At 70.8% G+C, this 21,246-nt stretch carries 18 protein-coding genes and 1 pseudogene; 12 read left to right on the top strand and 7 right to left on the bottom strand.

What is annotated here, in order from left to right:
- Positions 1 to 96 precede the first annotated feature (96 nt).
- The 4 genes from ABZS58_RS39915 to ABZS58_RS39900 all read right to left on the bottom strand — a co-directional run bounded on the left by ABZS58_RS39915 (position 97) and on the right by ABZS58_RS39900 (position 4,787).
- A complete protein-coding gene (locus ABZS58_RS39915; protein WP_354788848.1) occupies positions 97 to 1,464 on the bottom strand; it encodes an ROK family protein in 1,368 nt (455 codons plus the stop codon).
- 103 nt (positions 1,465 to 1,567) lie between these two features.
- A complete protein-coding gene (locus ABZS58_RS39910) occupies positions 1,568 to 2,827 on the bottom strand; it encodes an ABC transporter permease (RefSeq protein ID WP_354788846.1) in 1,260 nt (419 codons plus the stop codon).
- Complete coding sequence (locus ABZS58_RS39905; RefSeq protein ID WP_354788844.1) at positions 2,824 to 3,597, bottom strand: ATP-binding cassette domain-containing protein; 774 nt, start codon at positions 3,595 to 3,597, stop codon at positions 2,824 to 2,826. The genes ABZS58_RS39910 and ABZS58_RS39905 overlap by 4 nt, the downstream gene beginning before the upstream one ends.
- Before the next feature lie 92 nt (positions 3,598 to 3,689).
- Positions 3,690 to 4,787: a substrate-binding domain-containing protein gene (locus tag ABZS58_RS39900; protein ID WP_354788843.1), complete on the bottom strand. Its 1,098-nt coding sequence runs from the start codon at positions 4,785 to 4,787 to the stop codon at positions 3,690 to 3,692.
- A gap of 328 nt (positions 4,788 to 5,115) precedes the next feature.
- Here ABZS58_RS39900 and ABZS58_RS39895 point away from each other — a divergent pair, with 328 nt between their 5' ends.
- Positions 5,116 to 5,952 (top strand): hypothetical protein, encoded by an 837-nt coding sequence (locus tag ABZS58_RS39895; protein ID WP_354788841.1) that lies wholly within the window; start codon positions 5,116 to 5,118, stop codon positions 5,950 to 5,952.
- 10 nt (positions 5,953 to 5,962) lie between these two features.
- On the opposite strand, the gene ABZS58_RS39890 is transcribed toward ABZS58_RS39895, so the two are convergent.
- Positions 5,963 to 6,835, bottom strand: a complete 873-nt coding sequence (locus ABZS58_RS39890; protein ID WP_354788839.1) for a L,D-transpeptidase family protein — start codon at positions 6,833 to 6,835, stop codon at positions 5,963 to 5,965.
- 19 nt (positions 6,836 to 6,854) lie between these two features.
- Here ABZS58_RS39890 and ABZS58_RS39885 point away from each other — a divergent pair, with 19 nt between their 5' ends.
- Both ABZS58_RS39885 and ABZS58_RS39880 read left to right on the top strand, forming a co-directional pair.
- A complete protein-coding gene (locus ABZS58_RS39885) occupies positions 6,855 to 7,607 on the top strand; it encodes a M15 family metallopeptidase (RefSeq protein WP_354788837.1) in 753 nt (250 codons plus the stop codon).
- A gap of 86 nt (positions 7,608 to 7,693) precedes the next feature.
- Positions 7,694 to 9,211, top strand: a complete 1,518-nt coding sequence (locus ABZS58_RS39880) for a PQQ-binding-like beta-propeller repeat protein (protein WP_354788835.1) — start codon at positions 7,694 to 7,696, stop codon at positions 9,209 to 9,211.
- A gap of 345 nt (positions 9,212 to 9,556) precedes the next feature.
- Here the strand turns inward: ABZS58_RS39880 and ABZS58_RS39875 are convergent, their stop codons facing one another.
- Positions 9,557 to 9,979: a hypothetical protein gene (locus tag ABZS58_RS39875; RefSeq protein ID WP_354788834.1), complete on the bottom strand. Its 423-nt coding sequence runs from the start codon at positions 9,977 to 9,979 to the stop codon at positions 9,557 to 9,559.
- Positions 9,980 to 11,368 (bottom strand): lysine 2,3-aminomutase, encoded by a 1,389-nt coding sequence (locus tag ABZS58_RS39870; protein ID WP_354788885.1) that lies wholly within the window; start codon positions 11,366 to 11,368, stop codon positions 9,980 to 9,982.
- A 195-nt stretch (positions 11,369 to 11,563) separates the two neighbouring features.
- On the opposite strand from ABZS58_RS39870, the gene ABZS58_RS39865 reads away from it, so the two are divergent.
- The 9 genes and pseudogenes from ABZS58_RS39865 (at position 11,564) to ABZS58_RS39825 (ending at position 21,241) form a co-directional block, all read left to right on the top strand.
- Positions 11,564 to 14,026, top strand: a complete 2,463-nt coding sequence (locus tag ABZS58_RS39865) for a nitrate- and nitrite sensing domain-containing protein (protein WP_354788832.1) — start codon at positions 11,564 to 11,566, stop codon at positions 14,024 to 14,026.
- A complete protein-coding gene (locus ABZS58_RS39860) occupies positions 14,023 to 14,433 on the top strand; it encodes a roadblock/LC7 domain-containing protein (protein ID WP_354788831.1) in 411 nt (136 codons plus the stop codon). The genes ABZS58_RS39865 and ABZS58_RS39860 overlap by 4 nt, the downstream gene beginning before the upstream one ends.
- 203 nt (positions 14,434 to 14,636) lie before the next feature.
- Positions 14,637 to 15,023 (top strand): DUF742 domain-containing protein, encoded by a 387-nt coding sequence (locus ABZS58_RS39855; RefSeq protein WP_354788884.1) that lies wholly within the window; start codon positions 14,637 to 14,639, stop codon positions 15,021 to 15,023.
- Entirely contained in the window at positions 15,004 to 15,588 is a 585-nt protein-coding gene (locus tag ABZS58_RS39850) for an ATP/GTP-binding protein (RefSeq protein ID WP_354788829.1), read from the top strand. The genes ABZS58_RS39855 and ABZS58_RS39850 overlap by 20 nt, the downstream gene beginning before the upstream one ends.
- A 71-nt stretch (positions 15,589 to 15,659) precedes the next feature.
- Positions 15,660 to 16,751 (top strand): annotated as a pseudogene (locus ABZS58_RS39845) (hypothetical protein); the annotation flags it as partial.
- A gap of 230 nt (positions 16,752 to 16,981) precedes the next feature.
- Positions 16,982 to 18,544 carry an amidohydrolase family protein gene (locus ABZS58_RS39840; RefSeq protein WP_354788882.1) on the top strand — a complete coding sequence of 521 codons (1,563 nt, stop codon included), beginning with the start codon at positions 16,982 to 16,984 and terminating at the stop codon, positions 18,542 to 18,544.
- Positions 18,541 to 20,094, top strand: coding sequence for a lysine 5,6-aminomutase subunit alpha (locus ABZS58_RS39835; RefSeq protein ID WP_354788827.1), 1,554 nt, complete (start codon positions 18,541 to 18,543; stop codon positions 20,092 to 20,094). The genes ABZS58_RS39840 and ABZS58_RS39835 overlap by 4 nt, the downstream gene beginning before the upstream one ends.
- Entirely contained in the window at positions 20,091 to 20,861 is a 771-nt protein-coding gene (locus ABZS58_RS39830; RefSeq protein ID WP_354788825.1) for an OAM dimerization domain-containing protein, read from the top strand. Before ABZS58_RS39835 ends, ABZS58_RS39830 begins: the two co-directional genes overlap by 4 nt.
- Complete coding sequence (locus ABZS58_RS39825; protein WP_354788823.1) at positions 20,858 to 21,241, top strand: hotdog domain-containing protein; 384 nt, start codon at positions 20,858 to 20,860, stop codon at positions 21,239 to 21,241. Before ABZS58_RS39830 ends, ABZS58_RS39825 begins: the two co-directional genes overlap by 4 nt.
- The last annotated feature ends 5 nt before the right edge of the window (positions 21,242 to 21,246 follow it).

Raw genomic sequence — 21,246 nt, 5'->3', positions numbered from 1 at the left:
AGTGCCCGGCAAGATCGGGTGACAGGGTGCGGAACTGAGACGTCGCGGCTCCCGGCAACCGCACCGCACCCCGGACGACGGAATGCGGGGCGGTGATCAGGCGAAGTCGAGGGGGTCGGCGAAGAGCGGCTCGAACGCGAGCTCGGCGGCGCCGAGCAGGGCGGCGTCCTCGCCGAGGACCGGGGTGCGCAGGCGGACGTGTTCGCGGCAGGCGGGCAGGGCGTTGCGGTTGAGGCGGCTGCGCACCTGTGCGGCGGAGGCGAGGTACACCTCCCGCAGCGTCCCTCCGAAGATCACCATCTCGGGGTTGAAGATGTTGACGAGGTTGGCGACGCCGAAGCCGAGCCAGTCGCCGACCTGCCGGACCGCCGCCTGCGCGGACGCGTCGCCGCGGCCGGCGGCGTCGACGACGGCGAGGATGCCGTCGCGGCCGGCGGAGGGGTTGCGGCCGGCGGCGGTGAGCAGCGCGTGCTCGCCGATCTCGGTCTCCCAGCAGCCGTGGGAGCCGCAGCTGCACGGTTTGCCGGCCGGGTTGACGACCATGTGCCCGACCTCGCCGCCGTAACCGCCGTGGCCGGTGACGGGCCGCCCGGCGGCGATGATGCCGCCGCCGACGCCGGCGTCGCCGTAGAGGTAGACGACGTTGTCGCAGCCGACGGCGGCGCCCCGGGCGTGTTCGGCGAGCGCGGCGAGGTCGGCGTTGTTGCGCACCTGCACCAGGGGCCTCGTCTGTGGCGGGTCCGGTTCGGTGAAGTCGTCCTCGAGGTCGTCCGCGTCGCCGGTACCGGCGGGGGACGGTGTTGCGGGGACGCCGACGAGGTCCTCCCGCAGCGGGCTGCGCTGCGCGGGCACGACGCCGGGGGTGACGGTGCGCAGGCCGGTGGCGGGGAACAGGTCGACGCCGGTGCTGGTGATGACGTCGGCGAGGGCTTCGCCGAGCGGCTGGTCGACCCAGCCGAGCTCCGGGCCGAGCCGGACGAACCCGTCCTCGCGGCGCACCATGGCGGAGACCGCCGCGGCGCTGCCGACGAGCCGGGCGCCGGGCGGGGCGGCCTTCTGCATCTGCCGGACGAAGTCGGCGATCGGCGCGACGACCTGCGCGGCGCTGCGGTCGCCGCGTTCGCGGACGGCGGCGTGCCGGTCGAGCACGACCCCGCCGAGGCCGACGCGGGCCGCGACGATCCGGTCGACCTCGACGGCGAACGCGAAGACGTACACGTGCTCGGACTCGGGCCGCACGACCAGCGACGGGCGCCCGGCCCGGCCGCGCTGCTCGCGGGGGACGCCTTCGCTGACGAGCCCGGCGGCGGCGAGGTCGGCGGTGAGGGCGCCGATCGTGCTGCGGTTGAGGCCCAGACTGGTGGTCAGGTCGGCGCGGGACATGGCGCCGTGCAGGTGCACGGATCGCAGCAGAGCACCGAGGTTGCTCCTGCGGATCTCCTCCTGGCTGGGGCCGACGCGCATGCTCGTCTTTCTCGTTGGTGGTGCGTGGCGCTTACCGTACGACCGTCCCGCCGGGCGGAACAGGTCCGTTGTGGCACCTGTTCCGCCCGGCGGGAGGGCGCGGCTATCTCAGCCCGGCTGATGCGGCCCGGCGCCGGGAGAGGGCGTCGATGCCGGCGGCGGCGAGCAGGACGACACCGGTGACGACGAACTTCTGCCCGGCGCTGTACTGCATGAGGCCCATGCCGTTCTCGATGACGGCGACGACCGCGCCGCCGAGCACGGCGTCCAGGACGCGGCCCTTGCCGCCGAAGAGGCTGGTGCCGCCGATGACGGCCGCGCCGACGGCGTAGAGCAGCACGTTGCTGCCGCCGGTGTTCGGGTCGACGGACGCCTGCCGCGACGCGGCGATGATGCCGCCGATCGCGGCCATGCCGGAGCAGATGACGAAGACGGAGATGCGGATCCCGTCGACGTTGATCCCGGCCCGGCGGGCGGCCTCCTTGTTGCCGCCGACCGCGTACAGATGCCGGCCGTAGGCGGTGCGGCCCAGCACGAACGTCCAGATCACCAGCAGGATGCCGATGAGCAGGACGACCATCGGCACCCCCTTCTGCGAGAACAGGATGTTGCGGCCGCGTTCGAGGTTGAGCACGTAGACGCCGATGCCCATGAGCGCGGCGATCGAGCCGACCCGCAGCGCGATCACCGACATCGGCTCGACGGCCAGGCCGCGGCGGGCCCGGCTGGTGCGCTTCCACAGCTGCAGCGCGGCGAGTCCGGCGATCGTGACGCCGTACAGGATCCAGCCCTGCAACGGGGTGAACCGGCCGTCGAAGTTGATCAGCTTGATGGTCGGGTCGTCGACGGAGATGATCGTGCCGCCCTTGATGAGCAGCAGCACCGCACCCTGGAAGGCGAGGAACGCGGCCAGGGTCACCACGAACGACGGGATGCCGATCTTCGACACCAGCAGGCCGATGACGATGCCGATGACGACGCCGGTCACGACCGCGCCGAGGATCGCCACGTACCACGGGAACCCGTGCGTGGTCAGCAGGGTCGCCAGGACCGCGGCGCAGACACCGCTGGCATAGCCGGCGGACAGGTCGATCTCGCCGAGCAGGAGCACGAACACCAGGCCCATGGCGATGACCGTGACGGCGGCGCCCTGGGACAGCAGGTTGGCGAAGTTCGCGGCGCTGAAGAACACCGGCCGCGCGACCGAGAAGATGATGGTGAGCGCGATCAGGCCGAGGATGGCGGGCAGCGCGCCCATGTCCCCGCCCCGCACCTTCTGGAAGTAGGTGCGGACGTACAGCCCCAGCGTCGCGGACTGCCCCCCGGACGCCTTCTCCTCAGGAGGCACCGTCGACACGGTCATGCCTTCGCTCCGTTCTTGCGCAGGCCGAGGTCGCCGCTGCGACCGGCGGTGATGAGTTCCACGACCTGCGAGTGGGTGACGTCGGTCGCGCTGACCTGGGCGCACATCTGGCCGAGGTAGAGCGCGGCGATCCGGTCGGCGACCGCGAACACGTCGTTCATGTTGTGCGAGATGAGCACGACGGCGAGGCCGTTGTCGGCGAGGCGCCGCACCAGCTCGAGGACCTGGGCGGTCTGCGCGACGCCGAGCGCCGCGGTCGGCTCGTCGAGCACGACGAGGCGGTTGTTCCACAGCACCGCCTTGGCGATCGCGACGGTCTGCCGCTGCCCGCCGGACAGGCTCGACACGTGCTGGCGGACCGACTGCACGGTGCGCACCGACAGGCTCGCCAGGGTCTCCGCGGCCCGCTGCTCCATCGTGATGTCGTCCAGGACGATGCCACTTTTGATCTCGCGGCCGAGGAACATGTTCTGGACGATGTCGAGGTTGTCGCAGAGCGCGAGGTCCTGGTAGACGATGTCGACCCCGAGCGCGGCGGCGTCGCGCGGCCCGTGGACGCTGACCGGTTTGCCGTCGAACAGGTACTCGCCGGAGTCGATCGAGTAGATCCCGCCGAGGCATTTGACCAGGGTGGACTTCCCGGCGCCGTTGTCGCCGACGAGGGCGGTGACCTGGCCGGCGTACGCGGAGAAGTCCACGTCGCGCAGGACCTGGACCGGTCCGAAGCTCTTGTTGAGCCCACGGATCTCCAGCAGAGGTGTGTCGGTCACGATGCTCCTTCTTGCATGTCCGACGGGTGTGTTCACAGCGCGGACCCGGTGTCCGCCTGGGGGAGCGGACACCGGGTTGGGAGCGCCGGGTGCTACTTGATGCCCGCCGTCGCGCACTTGGCGGCGAAGTCGCCGGTGCACAGTTCGGCGACCGTGACGTAGCCGTCGTCGATGACGTCCTTCACGTTGTCTTTGGTGATCGACTTCGGGGTGAGCAGGACCGCGTCGACCTCACGCTTGCCCTCCGGGTCGGTCACCTTCTGGGAGGTGGCGCCCTTCTCGCCCTTGGCCAGGCCGATGGCGAGCTTGGCGGCCGCGTCGGCCTCCTGCTTGACGGCCTTGTAGACGGTCATGCACTGGTCGCCGTTGAGGATGTTCTGCAGGCCCTGGACGGTGGCGTCCTGGCCGGTGACCGGGACCTTGCCGTTGAGCTTCTGCTTCTTGAGGATGTTGATCGCGGCGTTGCCGAGGCCGTCGTTGGCGGCCAGGACGCCCGCGATGTTCGGCGTCGAGGTCAGCATCTGCTCGAAGGTGGTGCCGGCGGTGGTGTTGTCCCACTCCGCGACCCACTGGTCCGGGCCCTTGATGTATTCGGCGCTGTCGTACTTGGCCTTGAGCACGCCGTCGTAGCCCTGCTTGAACAGGGTGGCGTTGTTGTCGGTCTGCGAGCCGTTGAGCTCCGCGATGACCGGCTTGGTGACCTTCGCGTCGGTGAGGCACTTGACGAGGCCCTCGCCCTGCAGCTTGCCGACCGCGACGTTGTCGAAGCTGACGTAGTACGCCGCGGAGCCGCCCAGCGTCAGCCGGTCGTAGTCGATGGTCGCGACGCCGGCGGCCTTGGCCTTGTCGAGCACGGCCTTGCCGGTGCCGGAGTCCAGGTTGACGATCATGAGGACGTTGACGCCGCCCGTGATCATCTGCTCGGCGATCGTCTGGAACGCGGCCTTGTCGTTCTGCGCGTTCTGGATGTCGTAGTCGACGCCGGCGGTCTTGAACGCCGCCTCGAGATATTTGCGGTCCGCGGTCTCCCAGCGGGCTGAGGACTTGCTGTCGGGCAGGATCACGCCGATCTTGGGCTTCTTGGCGTTGCTGCCGGTGCCGGGGTCGGCCGCCTTGTCGTCGCCGCAGGCGGTGAGCCCGCCAGTGGCGAGGACGCCTACCGCCAACAGGGAGAGGATCCCTTTGCGCATTTGCACGGGTCCTTTCGGATATGCGCCCTGCCGGGGCGCGAGGGTGTTCGGGGCGGGGCCACCGTCGGGGGTGCCTTCGGGACGACGGTGATTGTTGTGTCCGGCAACGTATTCCTCCGCGACCGGTGGACACAAGCCTGTCGTGTTTTCGAAAATGTTGTTCGCGGTAACAATTGCGCAACGCGCCCACAACCGCTCCCACCGCCATGATCATCATGCCTTCCGGCATCCGGTCCGACGCCCTGCCGGTTGCCAACTGGTTGCGTGGAACGAGAAACCTGAGTGATCTCTCCGCTTCGCGGCTTTCGCCGTGTCTATCCTCGACACCATGATCACTCCGCCGTTCGCGCCGGAGATCCTGGCCGAGTTCCCGGAGCTCACCGCGCTCGGCAGGACCGCGACCCGCCTGCACCCGCGCCGGGCGACCGGGCAGGGTGCGCCCCGCGCCGGCGACAGCCACGTCGGGGGCCCCCTGGCCTGGCCCGCCGACGAGCCCTGGCCGGTCTGCACCCGCGAACTGCGCTCCGCCGGTCGCGAGGGCCGCCGCCACGCCAGCCCCAACCCGCTCGTCCCGGTCGCGCAGCTGTGGGCGTCCGACATCCCCGACCTGCCGCAGGTCCTTCCCGCGCTGGACGGCGCCGACCTGCTGCAGGTGCTGTGGTGCCCGGTCGAGCACCTCCGCGACGTCGCCGGACCCGCCGTCCTCGTCCGCTACCGCCGCGCCGCGGACCTGCCCGCCGACCTGCTCACCGAGCCGCCGCAGGGCGACGTCCAGCACGCCGGCTGGATCCCCACGCCGTGCCTGCTGCACCCGGAGCGGATCACCGACCACCCAGGCGCCGACGCGCTGCCCGCCGCCCTCCGCGACCGCATGCCACCCGGCATCGCCGGCGGGTTCGTCGCACCCGGCTGGAAGGTCGGCGGTCACCCGCGCCGCGCCGGCGACATCCCGTGCCCGCGCTGCGGCACCCCCGCCGAACTGCTGCTGGTCATCACCGACCACGAGTACGACGCCGAGACCTACCACTGGATCCCCGTCGAGGAACAGGACCTGGACTGGTCCGCCCCGGACAACGGCGCCCACGAACGCCCGACCGGCCTGCGGCTGGACGCCGACCTGCACCTGTTCACCTGTCCTGGTTGCGGCACCGTCCACGTGACCTGACCGGCGCCGCTCAATAGCGCGACAGGTCGCCGGTCGGCGACAGGACGATCCGCGGGTTCGCCGCCGGGTTCAGCCACCGCAGCAACGCCACCAGGTCACCCTGCGGCAGGCTCACACACCCGAGCGTCGACCCGCCGGTGCTCTGGTGCAGGAAGATCCCCGACCCGCGGCCCGGCGTCGCCGGCATGTTGTAGCGGATCACCGCGAAATACGTGTACTGCGGGCTGATCTGCCACAGCGGCTCGCTCGGCCCGCCCGGGTTCGCGCCGTGGTGGAACGTGTTGTAGCCGGGCGAGGCGCTGTTCTCGTCCCACCAGTCGTCCTGCACCACCCGGTGGTAGGTGTACCTGACGCCCGGGTTCGCGGCGATGCCGTACATGGTGGCGTCGAAGGCGAACACGCCGGTCGGGGTCGTCTTGTCGCCCTCGCGCTTGTTGCCGCTGAACCCGTTGCCGCCGATCTTCGCGGTCATCGCCGACAGCGCCGGCTGCCACCCACCGCTGGTCTTCGCATACGCCCGCAGGCTCGCCGTCGTCGCCGACGCGCTCGCCGCCTGCACGATGACGACCTGGGTCGTGTTCGACGGGAGGGTCTTGAGCCGCGAGGCGTCGTTCGCCACGGTGGCCGCGGCCGCGGTCTTCGACGGAGACGCCTTCTTCGATGCGGACGGTGACGCCGCAACGGACGCCGACGCCGAGCCGGACGGGCTGCCGAACGCCGCGGGAACCTCTCCGGACGGCTCGACGGAGTCCGTGGCGGACGGCGCCGAGCTAGCCCGCGGGGCGCCGGATGGCTTGCCGCCACAGCCCGTCAGCACCAGCAACAGCGTGCCGAGCGCGAACAGGACCTGTGGGGCGCGTCGTCTGCGCTGGTCAACCGGCACGACACATAGTATCGGCCACATGCTCAACCGTGTTCGCCCCTGCCCCCGTCCCGTCGCCGCCGTGGTGTCGGCGCTGGTCCTGCTCGTGCTGGCGGGCTGCGGGGGCGGCACCGGGGGCACCGCGGCCAGTGGGTCGCCGCCGTCACCGACGGTTCCGGCTCCCGCCTCGGCGTCCGCTCCGGCTGTCGCCGCCAGTACACCGGCCGCATTCGTCGGCACGGTCGAGGTGCTCCCCGCCGAGGCGCGGCAACGCATGACCGGCGTGTCGTGGCGGCAGGGCTGCCCCGTCGGCCTCGACGACCTGCGGCTGCTGCGGCTGTCCTACGTCGGCTTCGACGGCGCCGAGCACACCGGCGAGCTCGTGGTGCACCGCGCCGTCGCCGACCCGGTCGTGCGGATCTTCGGCCGGCTGTACGAGGCCCGCTTCCCGATCCGCGGCATGCAGACCATCGAGGCGTACGGCGGCAGCGACGACGCCTCGATGGCCGCCGACAACACCTCGGCGTTCAACTGCCGCAACGTGCCGAACACCAAGCACTGGTCCAACCACGCCTACGGCCGCGCCATCGACATCAACACGGTCGAGAACCCGTACCTGCCGGGCAGGCAGATCATGCCGCCCGCCGGCAAGGACTACCTGGACCGCGGCGACGTCAGACCCGGCATGATCGTCGCCGGTGACGTGGTGGTGACCGCGTTCAAGGCCGAGGGCTTCACGTGGGGCGGATCCTGGCGCTCCGGTGTGGACTACCAGCACTTCGAGAAGCCGTGACACGGGCCCAGGTGAGGCCGGTGGCCCGGATCTCATAGCGCCGTTCGGGGGAGCCGCACATTGCGAGGGATCGACATACTGTCGCCATGTCACGAACGGGGACCCTCCGTCTCTCCCTCGCCGCCGCACTGGCCCTGATCATCGGCGGGATCGCCACCGCCGCGTACGCGCTGCGCGACACGGCGTTCGAGTCGCCGGACGTCTCCGCGACCGCCGCGCCCGCCGCGGCCGCGTCCGCGTCGCCGGCCAAGCCGCAGTTCACCGGCTGGTCCGACCCGGCGCTGGTCGGCAAGCCGTACGGGACGAAGGTGCAGGGCCTGCTCACGTTCCGCGGCAACCCGACCCGCACCTACTACGGGCAGGGCCCCGTGCCGCGCGAGATGCCGGTGCGCAAGTGGCAGTTCCCGAAGACCGGCGGCCTGTGCCGCATGTCGGAGGACAAGGGCAAGACGACGCAGTGGTGCGGCAACGGCTGGACCGGCCAGCCCGCAGTCTTCGAGAAGGACGGCCGGACCTGGGTCGTGTTCGGCGCGTACGACGGCGCGATCCACTTCCTCGACGCCGCCACCGGCGAGCGGATCATCCCCGACTTCCAGACCGGCGACATCATCAAGGGCACCGTCACGATGGACCCGGACGGCTACCCGCTGCTCTACTCGGGCTCCCGCGACAACTACTACCGCGTCATCGCTCTGGACCGCGGCAAGCCCACCGAGCTGTGGAAACTGTCCGCGAGCGCGGTCAAGCCGACGATGTGGAACGACGACTGGGACGGCTCCGGCCTCATCATCGACGACTACCTCTTCGAGGGCGGCGAGAACAGCCAGTTCCACATCGTGAAGCTCAACCGCGGCTACGACGCCAACGGCAAGGTCACCGTCGACCCGAAGCTGGTCTTCAACACCCCCGGCTGGGACGCGCAACTGCTCAAGGACTTCGGCGACACCAACGTCTCCATCGAGAACTCCGTCGCGATCTACAAGGACACCGTGTACTTCGCGAACTCCGGCGGCCTCGTGCAGGGCTGGGACATCAGCGGCCTGAAGTCCGGCAAGACCCCGACCCGCGTCTTCCGCTTCTGGACCGGCGACGACACCGACGCCTCCATCGTCATCGACGAGGACGGCTTCCTCTACGTCGGCTCCGAATACGAGAAGGGCAACGCCCGCTCCAAGCAGGTCGGCCAGATGATGAAGCTCGACCCGTCGAAGCCCGACAATCCCATCGTCTGGTCGGTGAAGGATCAGGGCAGCAAACCCGCCGGCATCTGGGGCACGCCCGCCCTCTTCAAGGACATCGCCATCTTCGACACCACCGGCGGCGACGTCATGGGCCTGGACCGCGCCACCGGCGCCGTCCACTGGAAGTTCCACGTCCCCGGCAACGAGACCTGGCAGTCCCCGGTCGTCGTCGACGACACCCTCTTCATCGGCGACTGCTCCGGCGTCATGCACGCCTACGACGTGAAGGACACCAACGCCCAGCCGAAGCTGCTGTGGGAGCTGAAGATCGGCGGCTGCATCGAGTCGACCCCGGCCGTGTGGAAGGGCGCCATGTACTTCGGCACCCGCGCCGGCGCGATCCATTCCCTGGCGGTGTCCTGACGAATGCACCTAGTATCCTAGGATGCCTTACGCGGCGTGCGCGTCGTCATCGAGTCGCCGCCATGGATCCTGACTGCGACGACGTGCTTGCGGTCCTGCGCCGGGACGTGGCCGGGTGAGCCGGCGTGCGGCCCGGCGCGACCGGGATGTAGCCGCGCCCCGCCTGTCGCGTGCGGAGCAGGTGCGGCTCGTCCATCTCCAGCGTGCGACCGAGCGGGACACCTACCTCTGGGGACGCGACCGTCAGTTCAATTCCTAGCATCCTAGGATGCCTTAGACGACGTGGCTAACGCCACGCCAGTACAAAGAGCAGCCGCTACGCGGCAGATTTCCGTTTTTGCTTGGTCAGGGACCGCTGCTCGGGCTCGTCGCGCGTTGGATCACGGGTTGCTGGCAGGCGACGACGGCGTCCAGATGCCAGCCGAGCGGGTCGTGGGAGCGGAACGTCAGCACGGCGACCGTGTGGGCCTTGGCGTCGAAGGCGATGTCGATCCGCTCGGGTTCCTCGTACACCCGGTGCAGCCCCCGGACCAGGGTGGTGGAGCGGGCTTGGGCCCAGGCGGTGGCCAGCTGCTCCGGCGTGCGGGTCTCCCGGCTCGTCGGCGACGCGGTCGCGTAAGCGGCGGCGATGTGGCCGTTCTTCGCGCACTGCAGGCGGCCGGCCGGGTCAGGGCCGGCCTCCTCGTTGTCGCCGATCGAGTTGATGTACAGGATGACGGCGACCGCGGCGAGGCTCAGCCCGAGCAGACGCAGGATGTTACGGCGCACTCACCCAGCGTAGGCGACCAGGGGTAGCTGCGCTTCGGCACGCCATTTGGCGATGCCGGCGGCGGGGAGGGTGTCGATCGGGTCGTAGTACGGGTAGGTGCGGTCGAGGTCCATGGAGGAGTCCTCGATGGAGGTGCGGTAGTTCTTGGTCCAGTAGGTGATGCCGCGCTCGCGGTCGTAGTCGGTGACCATGTGGACCCAGCGTTTGCCGACGAAGGGCACGTCGCAGACGATGCGCGGGGTGGCGTAGCCGGGCAGGTAGCCCATGATGTCGTGCTGGAGCTGCTGGGCCTGCCAGACGGCGACGCGCCAGTGTTCGGCGTTGGGGATCATGTCGCACATGTAGAAGTAGTACGGGAGGATGCCGGCCTCTCCTTGCAGGGCGAAGCAGAGGTCGAGCAGGTCGGCGGCGGTGGCGTTGACGCCGCGCATGAGGACGCCCTGGTTGCGTACGTCGCGGACGCCGACCTCGAGGGCGGTGTGGGCGGCGCGGGCGACGAGTGGGGTGAGGGATTGTGCGTGGTTGACGTGGGTGTGGATGGCGAGGTTGACGCCGCGGCGGGCGGCGGTGCGGGCGACGCGTTCGAGGCCTTCGACGACGGCGGGTTGCAGCCAGTGCTGGGGGAGGCCGGCGAGGGCTTTGGTGGCGAGGCGGATGTCGCGGATGGTGTCGATGGCGAGCAGTCGCATGAGGAAGGCTTCGAGCTGGGGCCAGGGGACGTTGGCGACGTCGCCGCCGCTGACGACGACGTCGCGGACGCCGGGCTGGCCTTTCAGGTAGGTGATCATCGCGTCGTAGCGGTCGACGGGTTTCAGGGCGAGGCGCAGCTTCGACACCGTGGGGGTGCTGTTGCCGACGAGGTCCATGCGGGTGCAGTGGCCGCAGTACTGGGGGCAGGTGGACAGCAGTTCGGCGAGGACCTTGGTCGGGTAGCGGTGGGTGAGGCCTTCGGCGACCCACATGTCGTGTTCGTGCAGGGAGTCGCGGCTGGCGTGGGGGTGTGACGCGAAGTCGGTGAGCCGGTCGGAGGCGACGGGCAGCATGTAGCGCCGGACGGGGTCGGCGAGGAGTGTCTTGTCGGTGATCGTGCCGGTGGGCACCATGGTGTTGATCATGTGGGGTGGGACGAGCATCGACATGGTGGCCTGGGTGGCCTGGTCGTGGGCGAGGTCGTCGTAGAAGTCGGCGGAGATGAGGTCGCCGTAGACGGTGCGCAGCTGGGCGATGTTCTTGACGCAGTGGGCTCGCTGCCATTGGGCGGATTCCCATTCGTCGCGGGTGACGTCGCGCCAGCCGGGGAGGCGGCGCCAGTCGGGCTCGACGAGCTCGTGGCGTTCATACGCGTACGGCTGCACGACACATACCTCCGGAAAAGCTGCGACAGAAATTCTCCGCCAGAACTGTCACAGTAGCGAAGAATCTCCGGCAGAACGAGTCCGGGCGGGAGATTCTACTGTCTGTCATCCGGCTGGTCGAGAAAACGGGGCCGTGGACACGACGGTCGGTGACGAACGCACCCGCCTACGGTGGCGGTTCCGCAACCGAACCGCACCTGATCCGTCTGAGCACACGTCTGAGGTCTGATGAACAACCGTTGGTCGATCCGCGCGAAGATCACGGCGATGCTGGCGATCCCGATCGTCATGCTCGTCGCGATCTGGTTGTTCGCGGTGAGCTTCACCCTGCAGCCGGCGCTGGATCTGCGGAACTCGAAGCTCGTCAGTGACAAGGTGACCGAGCCCGCCGAGGCGATGGTCGAGCAGCTGCAGGTCGAGCGGCAGCTGACGACCGTGTTCGTCGCCGGTGGCCGGAAGAACGCCGCCGCGGTGCAGGAGCAGCGGGTGAAGACGGACCTGGAGGTGAAGGAGTTCCGGGAGCTCGCCTCGGACAAGGACTTCCAGGACGTGGCGAGCGAGGAGACGAAGCGGGCGATCGCGACGTCGACGAAGGCGCTGGACGCGTTGCCGCAGCTGCGGCAGCTGGCGGACTCGGGTGGTTCGGCGGATGCGGTGCGGCAGGCGTATTCGGGGATCATCACGGGCTCGTACGGCATCGGTGAGTCGGTGTCGAACCATCAGGACTCCGAGGTGACGGAGGAGGCGACCGGCGTGTTCGTCCTGGGCCTGTCCCGGGACCTGTTCTCGCAGGAGGACGCGCTGATCACGCAGGCGGCGGCGAGCAACCAGTTCACGGCGTCGGTGCACACGGAGCTGGTGGCGCTGATCGGTCAGAAGCGGCTGATCCTGCCGTACGGTGTGACGCTGCTGCCGCCGCAGACGCAGGCGAGGTTCGGTGCGCTGTCCGGTGGTGAGCCGATGCAGAAGCTGACGCAGTTCGAGAATCAGCTGCTGGCGACGCCGCCGGGGACGGCGGAGGCGGCGGGGATCAACCTGCAGGCGTGGCGTGGGGCGTTCGACCCGGTGAACGAGGACCTGAAGCGGTTCCGGTCGGAGGTGCAGGCGCACAACGTGCGGGCGGCGCGGGACGCGTCCGACGCGATCTTCCTGCGGCTCGGTATCGCCGGTGCGCTCGGTCTGCTCGCGGTGGTCCTGTCGCTGGTGCTGTCGGTGCGGATCGGCCGGTCCCTCGCCAGGCGGCTGGACGGTCTGCGGGCGGCGGCGCTGGAGCTGGCGGACGAGCGGCTGCCGTCGGTGGTGTCGCGGTTGCGGCGGGGTGTGCAGGTGGACGTCGCGGCGGAGGCTCCGCCGTTGCGGCTGGGCACGGACGAGATCGGGCAGGTGGGTGAGGCGTTCAACTCGGTGCAGCGCACGGCGGTGGCGTCGGCGGTCGAGGAGTCGTCGGTGCGGCAGGGGATGAACGAGGTGTTCCTGAACATCGCCCGGCGGTCGCAGACGCTGCTGCACCGGCAGTTGTCGCTGCTGGACGGCATGGAGCGGCGCACGACGGAGCCGGATGACCTGGCGGACCTGTTCCGGGTGGACCATCTGGCGACGCGTATGCGGCGGCACGCGGAGGACCTGGTGATTCTCGCGGGTGCGGCGCCGGGGCGGGGCTGGCGGAACCCGGTGTCGGTGATCGACGTGGTGCGTGGCGCGGTGTCGGAGGTCGAGGACTACGCGCGGGTGCAGGTGCAGCAGATCGGTGAGGGTGCTGTCGTGGGGCGGGCCGTCGGCGACATCATCCACCTCCTGGCGGAGCTGATCGAGAACGCGACGGCGTATTCGCCGCCGCACACGCGGGTGAACGTGACGGGTCAGATGGTCCCGAACGGTTTTGTGATCGAGATCGAGGACCGTGGGCTGGGGATGTCGGAGCAGGCGATCGTGGAGGCGAACCGGCGGCTGGTGGAGCCGCCGGAGTTCGATCCGGCGAACAGTGCCCGGCTGGGGTTGTTCGTGGTGGCGCAGCTGGCGGCGCGGCACGGGGTGCGGGTGGTGCTGCGGTCCTCGCCGTTCGGTGGGGTGACGGCGGTGGCGTTGCTGCCGACGGATCTGGTGGTGGCGCAGCCGTCGGTGTCGGCGTTGCCGCCGGGTGCGCCGGCGGACCTGTCGAATACGCATGAGATGCAGGTGGTGGCGCGGGATCCGTTCTCGTGGCTGCCCGGTGACGGTGCGGGTGGGGTGCCGGAGCACACGCAGGTGCTGCCGGCGTCGTCGATCGGTCAGCGGCCGGCGTTGTCGGTGGTGCAGCCGCAGCAGGCGGTGGCGGCCGATGTACCGCAGGGGCGCCGGTCGGGTCCGGGGCCGCTGCCGCGGCCGAGGCCGGCTGGGCGGGTGGAGGCGGTGTCGTCGGGTGTGCCGGATGGTGGCGCGGCTGCGCCGGCGGGTCGGCCGGGGGGTCCGCGGGTGTTGCCGAAGCGGGTCCGGCAGCAGAGTCTCGCTCCGCAGTTGCAGCAGGAGACGGTTGGTGATGTCGAGGATGTCGATGTGCCGGAGCCGAACCGGTCGCCGGAGCAGTTGCGGCGGATGATGTCGTCGTTCCAGGCGGGGACGGTGCGGGGCAGGCACGCGAGTGTGGCGGAGCCCGGTGACGGCAGTGGCGGCAGTGGTGTCGGTGGCGCGGGTCGTGACGGGGTGGCGGGATGACGGCGGCGCAGGGCAGCAATGTCGGTCTGAACTGGCTGCTGGATGATCTGGTCGATCGGGTGCCGTCGGTGCAGCGGTCGGTGGTGTTGTCCGTGGACGGGCTGATGATGGGTGCGTCGAAGGGCCTGTCGCAGGAGGACGCGGAGCATCTGTCGGCGGTGGCGGCGGGGTTCCAGAGTCTGGCGCGGGGTGCGGGGCGGCATTTCGGTGGTGGCCCGGTCCGGCAGACGATCATCGAGATGGAGTCGGCGTTCCTGTTCGTGACGGCGGCGGGGCGGGGTGCGTGTCTCGCTGTGCTGGCGGAGTCGGATGCTGACATCGGGTTGATCGCGTATGAGATGGCGATGCTGGTGCAGCGGGTGGGTCAGAGCCTGTCGACGTCGGCGCGGCCGGCGGCCGGCGGATGACGACCCCGCCGGGCCGGCACGCCGCCGGTCAGCCGGACCGGGACCGGGTCGAGCGGCAGTGGGCGGAACAGCAGCGCGCCGACCAGTACCGGGCTTCCTGGAATGAGCACCGCAATGAGCACCGCAATGAGCACCGGGATGGGCAGTCGGGTGAGCTGGAGCCTCTGGGTGAGCAGGTGTGGCCGGAGCAGCGGCGCGGTGACCTGGCCGCGGAGCCGTGGGTCGATCACACGTGGGTGGACCGGGACGCGGGTCCGGTGGTGCGGCCGTATGCGATGACGGGTGGGCGGGTGCATCCGGCGTCGGGGTCGTTCGACGTCGTCGCGATGGTCGTGGCGAACCGTGCGGCGCTGCAGGATCTCGGGTACGGGCTGCAGCCGGAGCACCGGGCGATTCTTGCCTACGCGCGGGAGCCTCTGGCGGTGGCGGAGCTGGCGTCGCACCTGGATCTGGCGCTGGGTGTCGTGCGGGTGCTGCTCGGTGATCTGCTGGGTCAGGGCCTGATCGAGATGTACCACCCTCCGGCGGCGGGCGAGCTGCCGAGCGAGAGCATCCTCAAGGCGGTGATCAATGGACTACGGGCGCTCTAGCCGTCCGGTTCCGACGGCGATCAAGATTCTGGTCGCGGGTGGGTTCGGGGCTGGGAAGACGACGCTGGTGGGTGCGGTGAGTGAGATCCGGCCGTTGCAGACGGAGGAGTCGTTGACGGCGGCGGGGGTCGGCACCGATGACCTGACGGGGGTGGAGCGGAAGTCGACGACGACGGTCGCGATGGACTTCGGCCGGATCACGATCGGGCAGGACGTGGTGCTGTACCTGTTCGGGACGCCTGGGCAGGACCGGTTCTGGTTCCTGTGGGACGAGCTGGCGTTGGGTGCGTTGGGTGCGGTGGTCCTGGCGGACACGCGGCGGCTGGCGGACTGCTTCCCGTCGATCGACTACTTCGAGCGGCGGGGAACGCCGTTCGTGGTGGCGGTGAACTGTTTCGACGACGCGTCGTCGTACACGGAGGGGGAGGTGCGGGAGGCGCTGGATCTGGACGGGCATGTGCCGCTGCTGTTGTGTGATGCTCGGGATCGTGAGTCGAGCAAGGCGGTGCTGATCGGCTTGGTCGAGCATGTCCTGGCGTTGTCGACGGCGCAGTCGCCTTCCTAGGCGCGGTAGTTCTTCCCGCGCTGCGGCTGGTGCGCCGGAAAATCTTCGGCTAACTTGTGGCAGTGCGGGAAATGACTTCGCCTATCGGGTTGCATCGGGTCGTCGAACCGGCCGGGGTGCTGCCCCAGGCCGCCCACCGGCTGGACCCCGGCCCGCGGATCGGCGCGGACGAGGTCCGGATCCGCGTCGAGCGGCTCAACCTGGACGCCGCGTCCTACCACCAGTTGCGCACCGAACACGCCGGTGACGGTGCGGCCATCCGCGCCGCGGTCCTGGACATCGTCGCCACCCGCGGCAAGATGCACAATCCGGTGACCGGCTCCGGCGGCATGCTCATCGGCACGGTCGAGGCGGCCGGCCCGGCGTCGCCGCTCGGTCTGCGGGTCGGTGACCGGGTGGCGACCCTGGTGTCGCTGACCCTGACCCCGCTGCACATCGCCGACGGGCTGCGCGGGTGGGACGGCCTGTCCGAGCAGGTCCCGTGCGACGGCCACGCGATCCTGTTCGCCCGTTCCATCGCCGCGGTCCTCCCCGCCGACCTCGACCCTCAGCTTTCCCTCGCCGTCCTCGACGTGTGCGGCGCCCCGGCCCTGGTCGCCCGCGTCGTGCGGCAGGCCCTCCGCGACCGCGCCGAGCAGGACGGGTCGCCCCGGACACACGGACCGTCGACACCCGCAGCGGGACGGCGCCCGCTGACGGTGGCCGTCCTCGGCGCCGCGGGCAAGAGCGGCTCGCTGTCCCTGGCCGCCGCCCACGACGCGGCCCGCATCACCGCGACGGCCGGTGACCTCACGGCCTTCACAACCGATGACCCGGCGGCGGCCGGTGAGCTCGTGGACGGCGGCGCCGGGAGCCGGCAGCGGCCGGTGATGCCTGTGGTGCGGACCGTCGGGGTGGTCCGGGACGAGGCGGAGCGGGCCGGGCTGGACGGCACCGGACTCGCCGACGACGTCGTCGTCGCCGACGCCCGCGACGCGGTCGGCCTCGCCGCGGCGCTGGACGCGACGTTCGGTGGGGCCGGCGGCCCGGCGGACGTCACCGTCGTCTGCGTCGACGTCCCCGGTTGCGAGCACGCCGCCGTCCTGGCCACCGCCCCGGGCGGGACCGTGGTGTTCTTCTCGATGGCGACGTCGTTCCCCGCGGCGGCGCTCGGCGCCGAAGGTCTGGCCGCCGACGTGACGATGCTCATCGGCAACGGCTACGTCCCCGGACACGCCGACTACGCGCTGCGCCTGCTGCGCCGTGACCCGGCCGTCCGGGCCCTGTTCCAGGCCCGGCTGCCCGCCGCGGCGGGGTCCGGGCCGCGGGCGGCGCCGGGCGCCGGGCCGCGGAGCGGGTCATCCGCGAAGTCACACACCGCGGCACACGCCGAAGCGGTGCCCGGGTTGGCAGACTGAGCCGCATGCGAACCCTCTTCCGTGGCGGCCGCGTCCACACCCCCGCAGATCCGTCCGCGACGGCGCTCCTCGTCGACGGCGACACGATCGCCTGGCTCGGACCGGACGCCGACGCGCCGGCCCGCACCGCCGGGCGGGTGGACCGGGTCGTCGACCTCGACGGGGCCCTGGTCACGCCCGCGTTCGTCGACGCGCACGTGCACAGCACCGCCACCGGGTTCGCGTTGCGGGGCCTCAACCTCGCCGGTGCCGCCTCCGGGTCGCAGGTCCTCGCCGCGGTCGCCGGGCACGCGGCGACCCTGCCGCAGGATGCGATCGTCATCGGGCACGGATGGGACGAGTCCGGGTGGGCGGATCAGCGGACCCCGACCGCTGCCGAGCTCGACCGGGCCGGCGGGGGTCGTGCCGTCTACCTGTCCAGGACGTGCGTGCACGCGGCGCTGGTGTCGTCGGCGCTGCTCACCGGTGCCGTGCGGGCAGCGGCCGGGTATGACGCCTCCGGCTGGCTGCGCCGCGACGCCCATCACCTCGTGCGGGAGGTCGCGTTCGGGTCCGTGACCCGGGCGCAGACCGTCGACGCGCAACGCGCCGCGCTCGAGCATGCCGCGTCGCTGGGGATCGCGTCGGTCCACGAGTGCGGCGGTCCCGGGACGTCCGGTGAGGACGACTTCGTCGCCGCGATGCGGCACGGGCAGTGGTTGCCGGAGGTGTACGGGCTGTGGGGCGAGCCGAACGCGGCGGCGAAGGCGAAGGAGCTCGGTGCGGTCGGCGCCGCCGGTGACCTGTACGCCGACGGTGCGCTCGGGGCCCGCACCGCGCATCTGCGTGCCGCGTACCTGGACGGGACGGGCAGGGACGAGCACGGCAACCGGGTGGACGAGCACGGCCACGGGTATCTGACCGCGGCGCAGGTGACGGAGCATCTCGTGGACTGTGCGCGGCACGGGATGCAGGGCGGGTTCCACGCGATCGGTGACCAGGCGATCGAGACGGTCCTGGACGGGTTCGCGGGGGCGGCGAAGCAGGTCGGGGTGGAGCGGGTCCGTGACGGCCGGCACCGCATCGAGCACGTGGAGCTGCTGGACAAGGCGTTGATCGCGAAGCTGGTGGACTTCGGGATCGTGGCGAGTGTCCAGCCGGCGTTCGACCGGCTGTGGGGCGGTGAGCGCGGCATGTACGCGCAGCGTCTCGGCAGGGCCCGGTCCCTGGCGTCGAACCCGATCGGTGCCCTCGCGGGGGTGGGGGTGCTGCTGGCGTTCGGGTCGGACTCGCCGGTGACGGACCTGGACCCGTGGGGGACGTGCCGGGCGGCGATGCGGCACCACAACCCGGTCCAGCGGATCGGGGCGAAGGCGGCGTTCGCCGCGCACACCCGCGGCGGGTGGCGGGCCGTCGGCGTCGACGACGAAGGGGTCCTCAACCCGGGCTGGTCGGCGACGTTCACCGTGTGGGACACGACCGACGACATCAGTGAGGTCCTGCACACCGAGACGAACCCGGTCGCGCGGGTGACGGTCCTGCGGGGCCGGCCGATCCATACAGGGCGGGAGCGCCGATGACGGCAACAGGGAAGCTCAGGCTGGACCGGCGGACGGTCGCCACGGCCCGGAGGCTCGCGGCGGCGGCGGGCCGGCCGGTGGTGGACCTGGCGCGCAGCCACACGACGGTGTCGGTGGAACGCGCCACCCTGCGGCTCGCCGGGATCAGCGGCGCGGACCCGGACGGCATCCCGTGGGTGAACCGGCTCGTCGACACCGTCCGTGACCAGGTCGGTCTCGGCGGCGGCGTCGCCGGGCCCGTCTACGACGCGTTGCTGCGCGACGGCCACCAGGATCTGACGCTGCTGGCGCAGAAGGCCGCCGCCGGCAGTGTCACGTTCAGAGCCGGCCCGGCCGGTGCACCGGCGAAACGGGCGGCGGCGAAAGCTGTCAAGGCGGGTCTGGCTCGCGTCGACCAGCAGCGGCGGGCGCGGGAGCGGCTGGTCAGGAAGATCGGCGACCCGCGGCAGCGGCCGTGGATCTACCTGATCGTCGCGACCGGCGACATCTACGAGGACATCCCGCAGGCGCAGGCGGCGGCGCGGGCCGGTGCGGACGTCATCGCTGTCATCCGCTCGACCGGGCAGTCGCTGCTGGACTACGTGCCGGAGGGCGCGACCCGGGAAGGGTTCGCGGGCACGTATGCGACGCAGGAGAACTTCCGGCTCATGCGCGCCGCGCTGGACGAGACGTCGAAGGAGGTCGGCAGGTACGTGCGGCTGACGAACTACGCGTCGGGGCTGTGCATGCCGGAGATCGCCGCGCTCGCGGGTCTGGAGCGGCTCGACATGATGCTCAACGACTCGATGTACGGGATCCTGTTCCGGGACATCAACCCGATCCGCACGTTCGTCGACCAGCGGTTCTCCCGGCAGATCCACGCCCGCGCCGGGATCATCATCAACACCGGTGAGGACAACTACCTCACCACCGCCGACGCCGTCGACGCCGCTCACACGGTGACGGTGTCGCAGCTGCTCAACGAGTACTTCGCGCACGAAGCGGGACTTGAGGACTGGCAGCTGGGGCTCGGGCACGCGTTCGAGATCAACCCCGAGGTGCCGGAGTCGTTCCGTCTGGAGCTCGCGCACGCGCTCCTGGCGCGGGAGCTGTTCCCGGACGCGCCGCTGAAGTGGATGCCGCCGACGAAGCACATGACCGGTGACGTGTTCCGCGGGAACCTCCTGGACGGGTTCTTCAACCTCGCCGGGGCGCTCACCGGGCAGGGGATTCTGCTGGTGGGGATGATGACGGAGGCGGTCGTGACGCCGTGGCTGTCCGACCGGGACATCGCTCTGCAGAACGTCCGGTACGTGCTGTCGGCGGCGGGGAACCTGCACGAGGACTTCACGCCGGGTGTGTTCATCCGCGACCGCGCCCACACCGTCCTGCGGGAGGCGGTGACGCTGCTGCGGCAGATCGGCGGGCAGGGGCTCCTCGACGCGATCGGCGAGGGCACGTTCGGGATCATGCGCCGCCCCGCCGACCGTGGGAAGGGCCTCGACGGCGTCGAGCAGCGCGGACCCGGCTACTTCAACCCGGCGATCGACGTGCTGGACGGTGCGGCATGACCCCAGAAGCGACCCCAGAAGCGACCGCGGAGGCGACCCCGGAGGTGGTCCGCCCGTACGGCGACACGACCGGCGACGGCATGGTCCAGGTCAGCTTCACCCTGCCGGTCGCGGCGGACAAACGCGGTGAGGGGGCGGCGCTGCAACTGGCGGGGAAGATGGGCATCGACCCGGCGATGGTCGTGCACGCCCGCGCGATCGGTGCGCGGCACACGTTCTTCGTCGTGTACGGGCGCGTCAACCACCTCGTCGAACCCGGCAAGGTCGTCGTCGCCGAACGTGACTACCCGCTGCTGTCCGCGAAAGAGGTCAACGCCGGTATCCGGGCGCGGCTGCGCCGGAAACTCGTCGTCGTCGGCGCGTGCATCGGCACCGACGCGCACACCGTCGGGATCGACGCCATCCTCAACGTGAAAGGGATCGCCGGTGAGAAGGGCCTCGAATACTACCGGGAGTGCCGGGTGGTGAACCTCGGCGCGCAGGTCGCCGTCCCCGCCCTCGTCGAACACGCCCGCGCGGAGAAGGCCGACGCGGTCCTCGTGTCGCAGGTCGTCACGCAACGCGACGCGCACCTGCACAACACGCGGGAGATGTCGGCGGCGTTCCGTGAGGCGTTCCCCGCGGCGAAACGGCCCCTGCTGGTCGTCGGCGGGCCGAGGTTCGACGAGCTGCAGACCGCGGACCTCGGCGTCGACCGGATCTTCGGCCGTGGCACCACACCCCGAGAGGTCGCCTCGTACCTCGTCCACGCGGTCAGCACCCGATGAGCGGCGCTGCGGTGGGGGTGCGTGTCGTGCACCGCCGGTACGTGCCGTACTCGCACGCGCACTACGCCGGGAACCTCGTCGACGGTGCCTACAGCCTCGCCCTGTTCGGTGACGTCGCCACCGAACTGTGCATCCGCACCGACGGCGACGAAGGGCTCTTCGCCGGGTACACCACCGTCGGGTTCCACGCCCCCGTCCGCGCCGGTGACGTCCTGGAGGTCACCGCGACGATCACCAGGGTCGGGACCCGGTCCCGGACGGTCGACTTCACGTGTCACGTCGTCTGCCGCGGCACGCCGGAGGTCAGCGCGTCAGCGGCGGCGGTCCTCGACCCGCCGGTCCTCGCGGTGTCCGCGACCGGCACCGTCGTCGTGCCGTGACGCGG

Origin of the sequence: Dactylosporangium sp. NPDC005555 (assembly GCF_040605635.1) — a bacterium.
Taxonomy (GTDB): Bacteria; Actinomycetota; Actinomycetes; order Mycobacteriales; family Micromonosporaceae; genus Dactylosporangium.
Note: the sequence above shows the minus strand (reverse complement) of the source record. Positions and strands in the feature narration are given on the sequence as shown.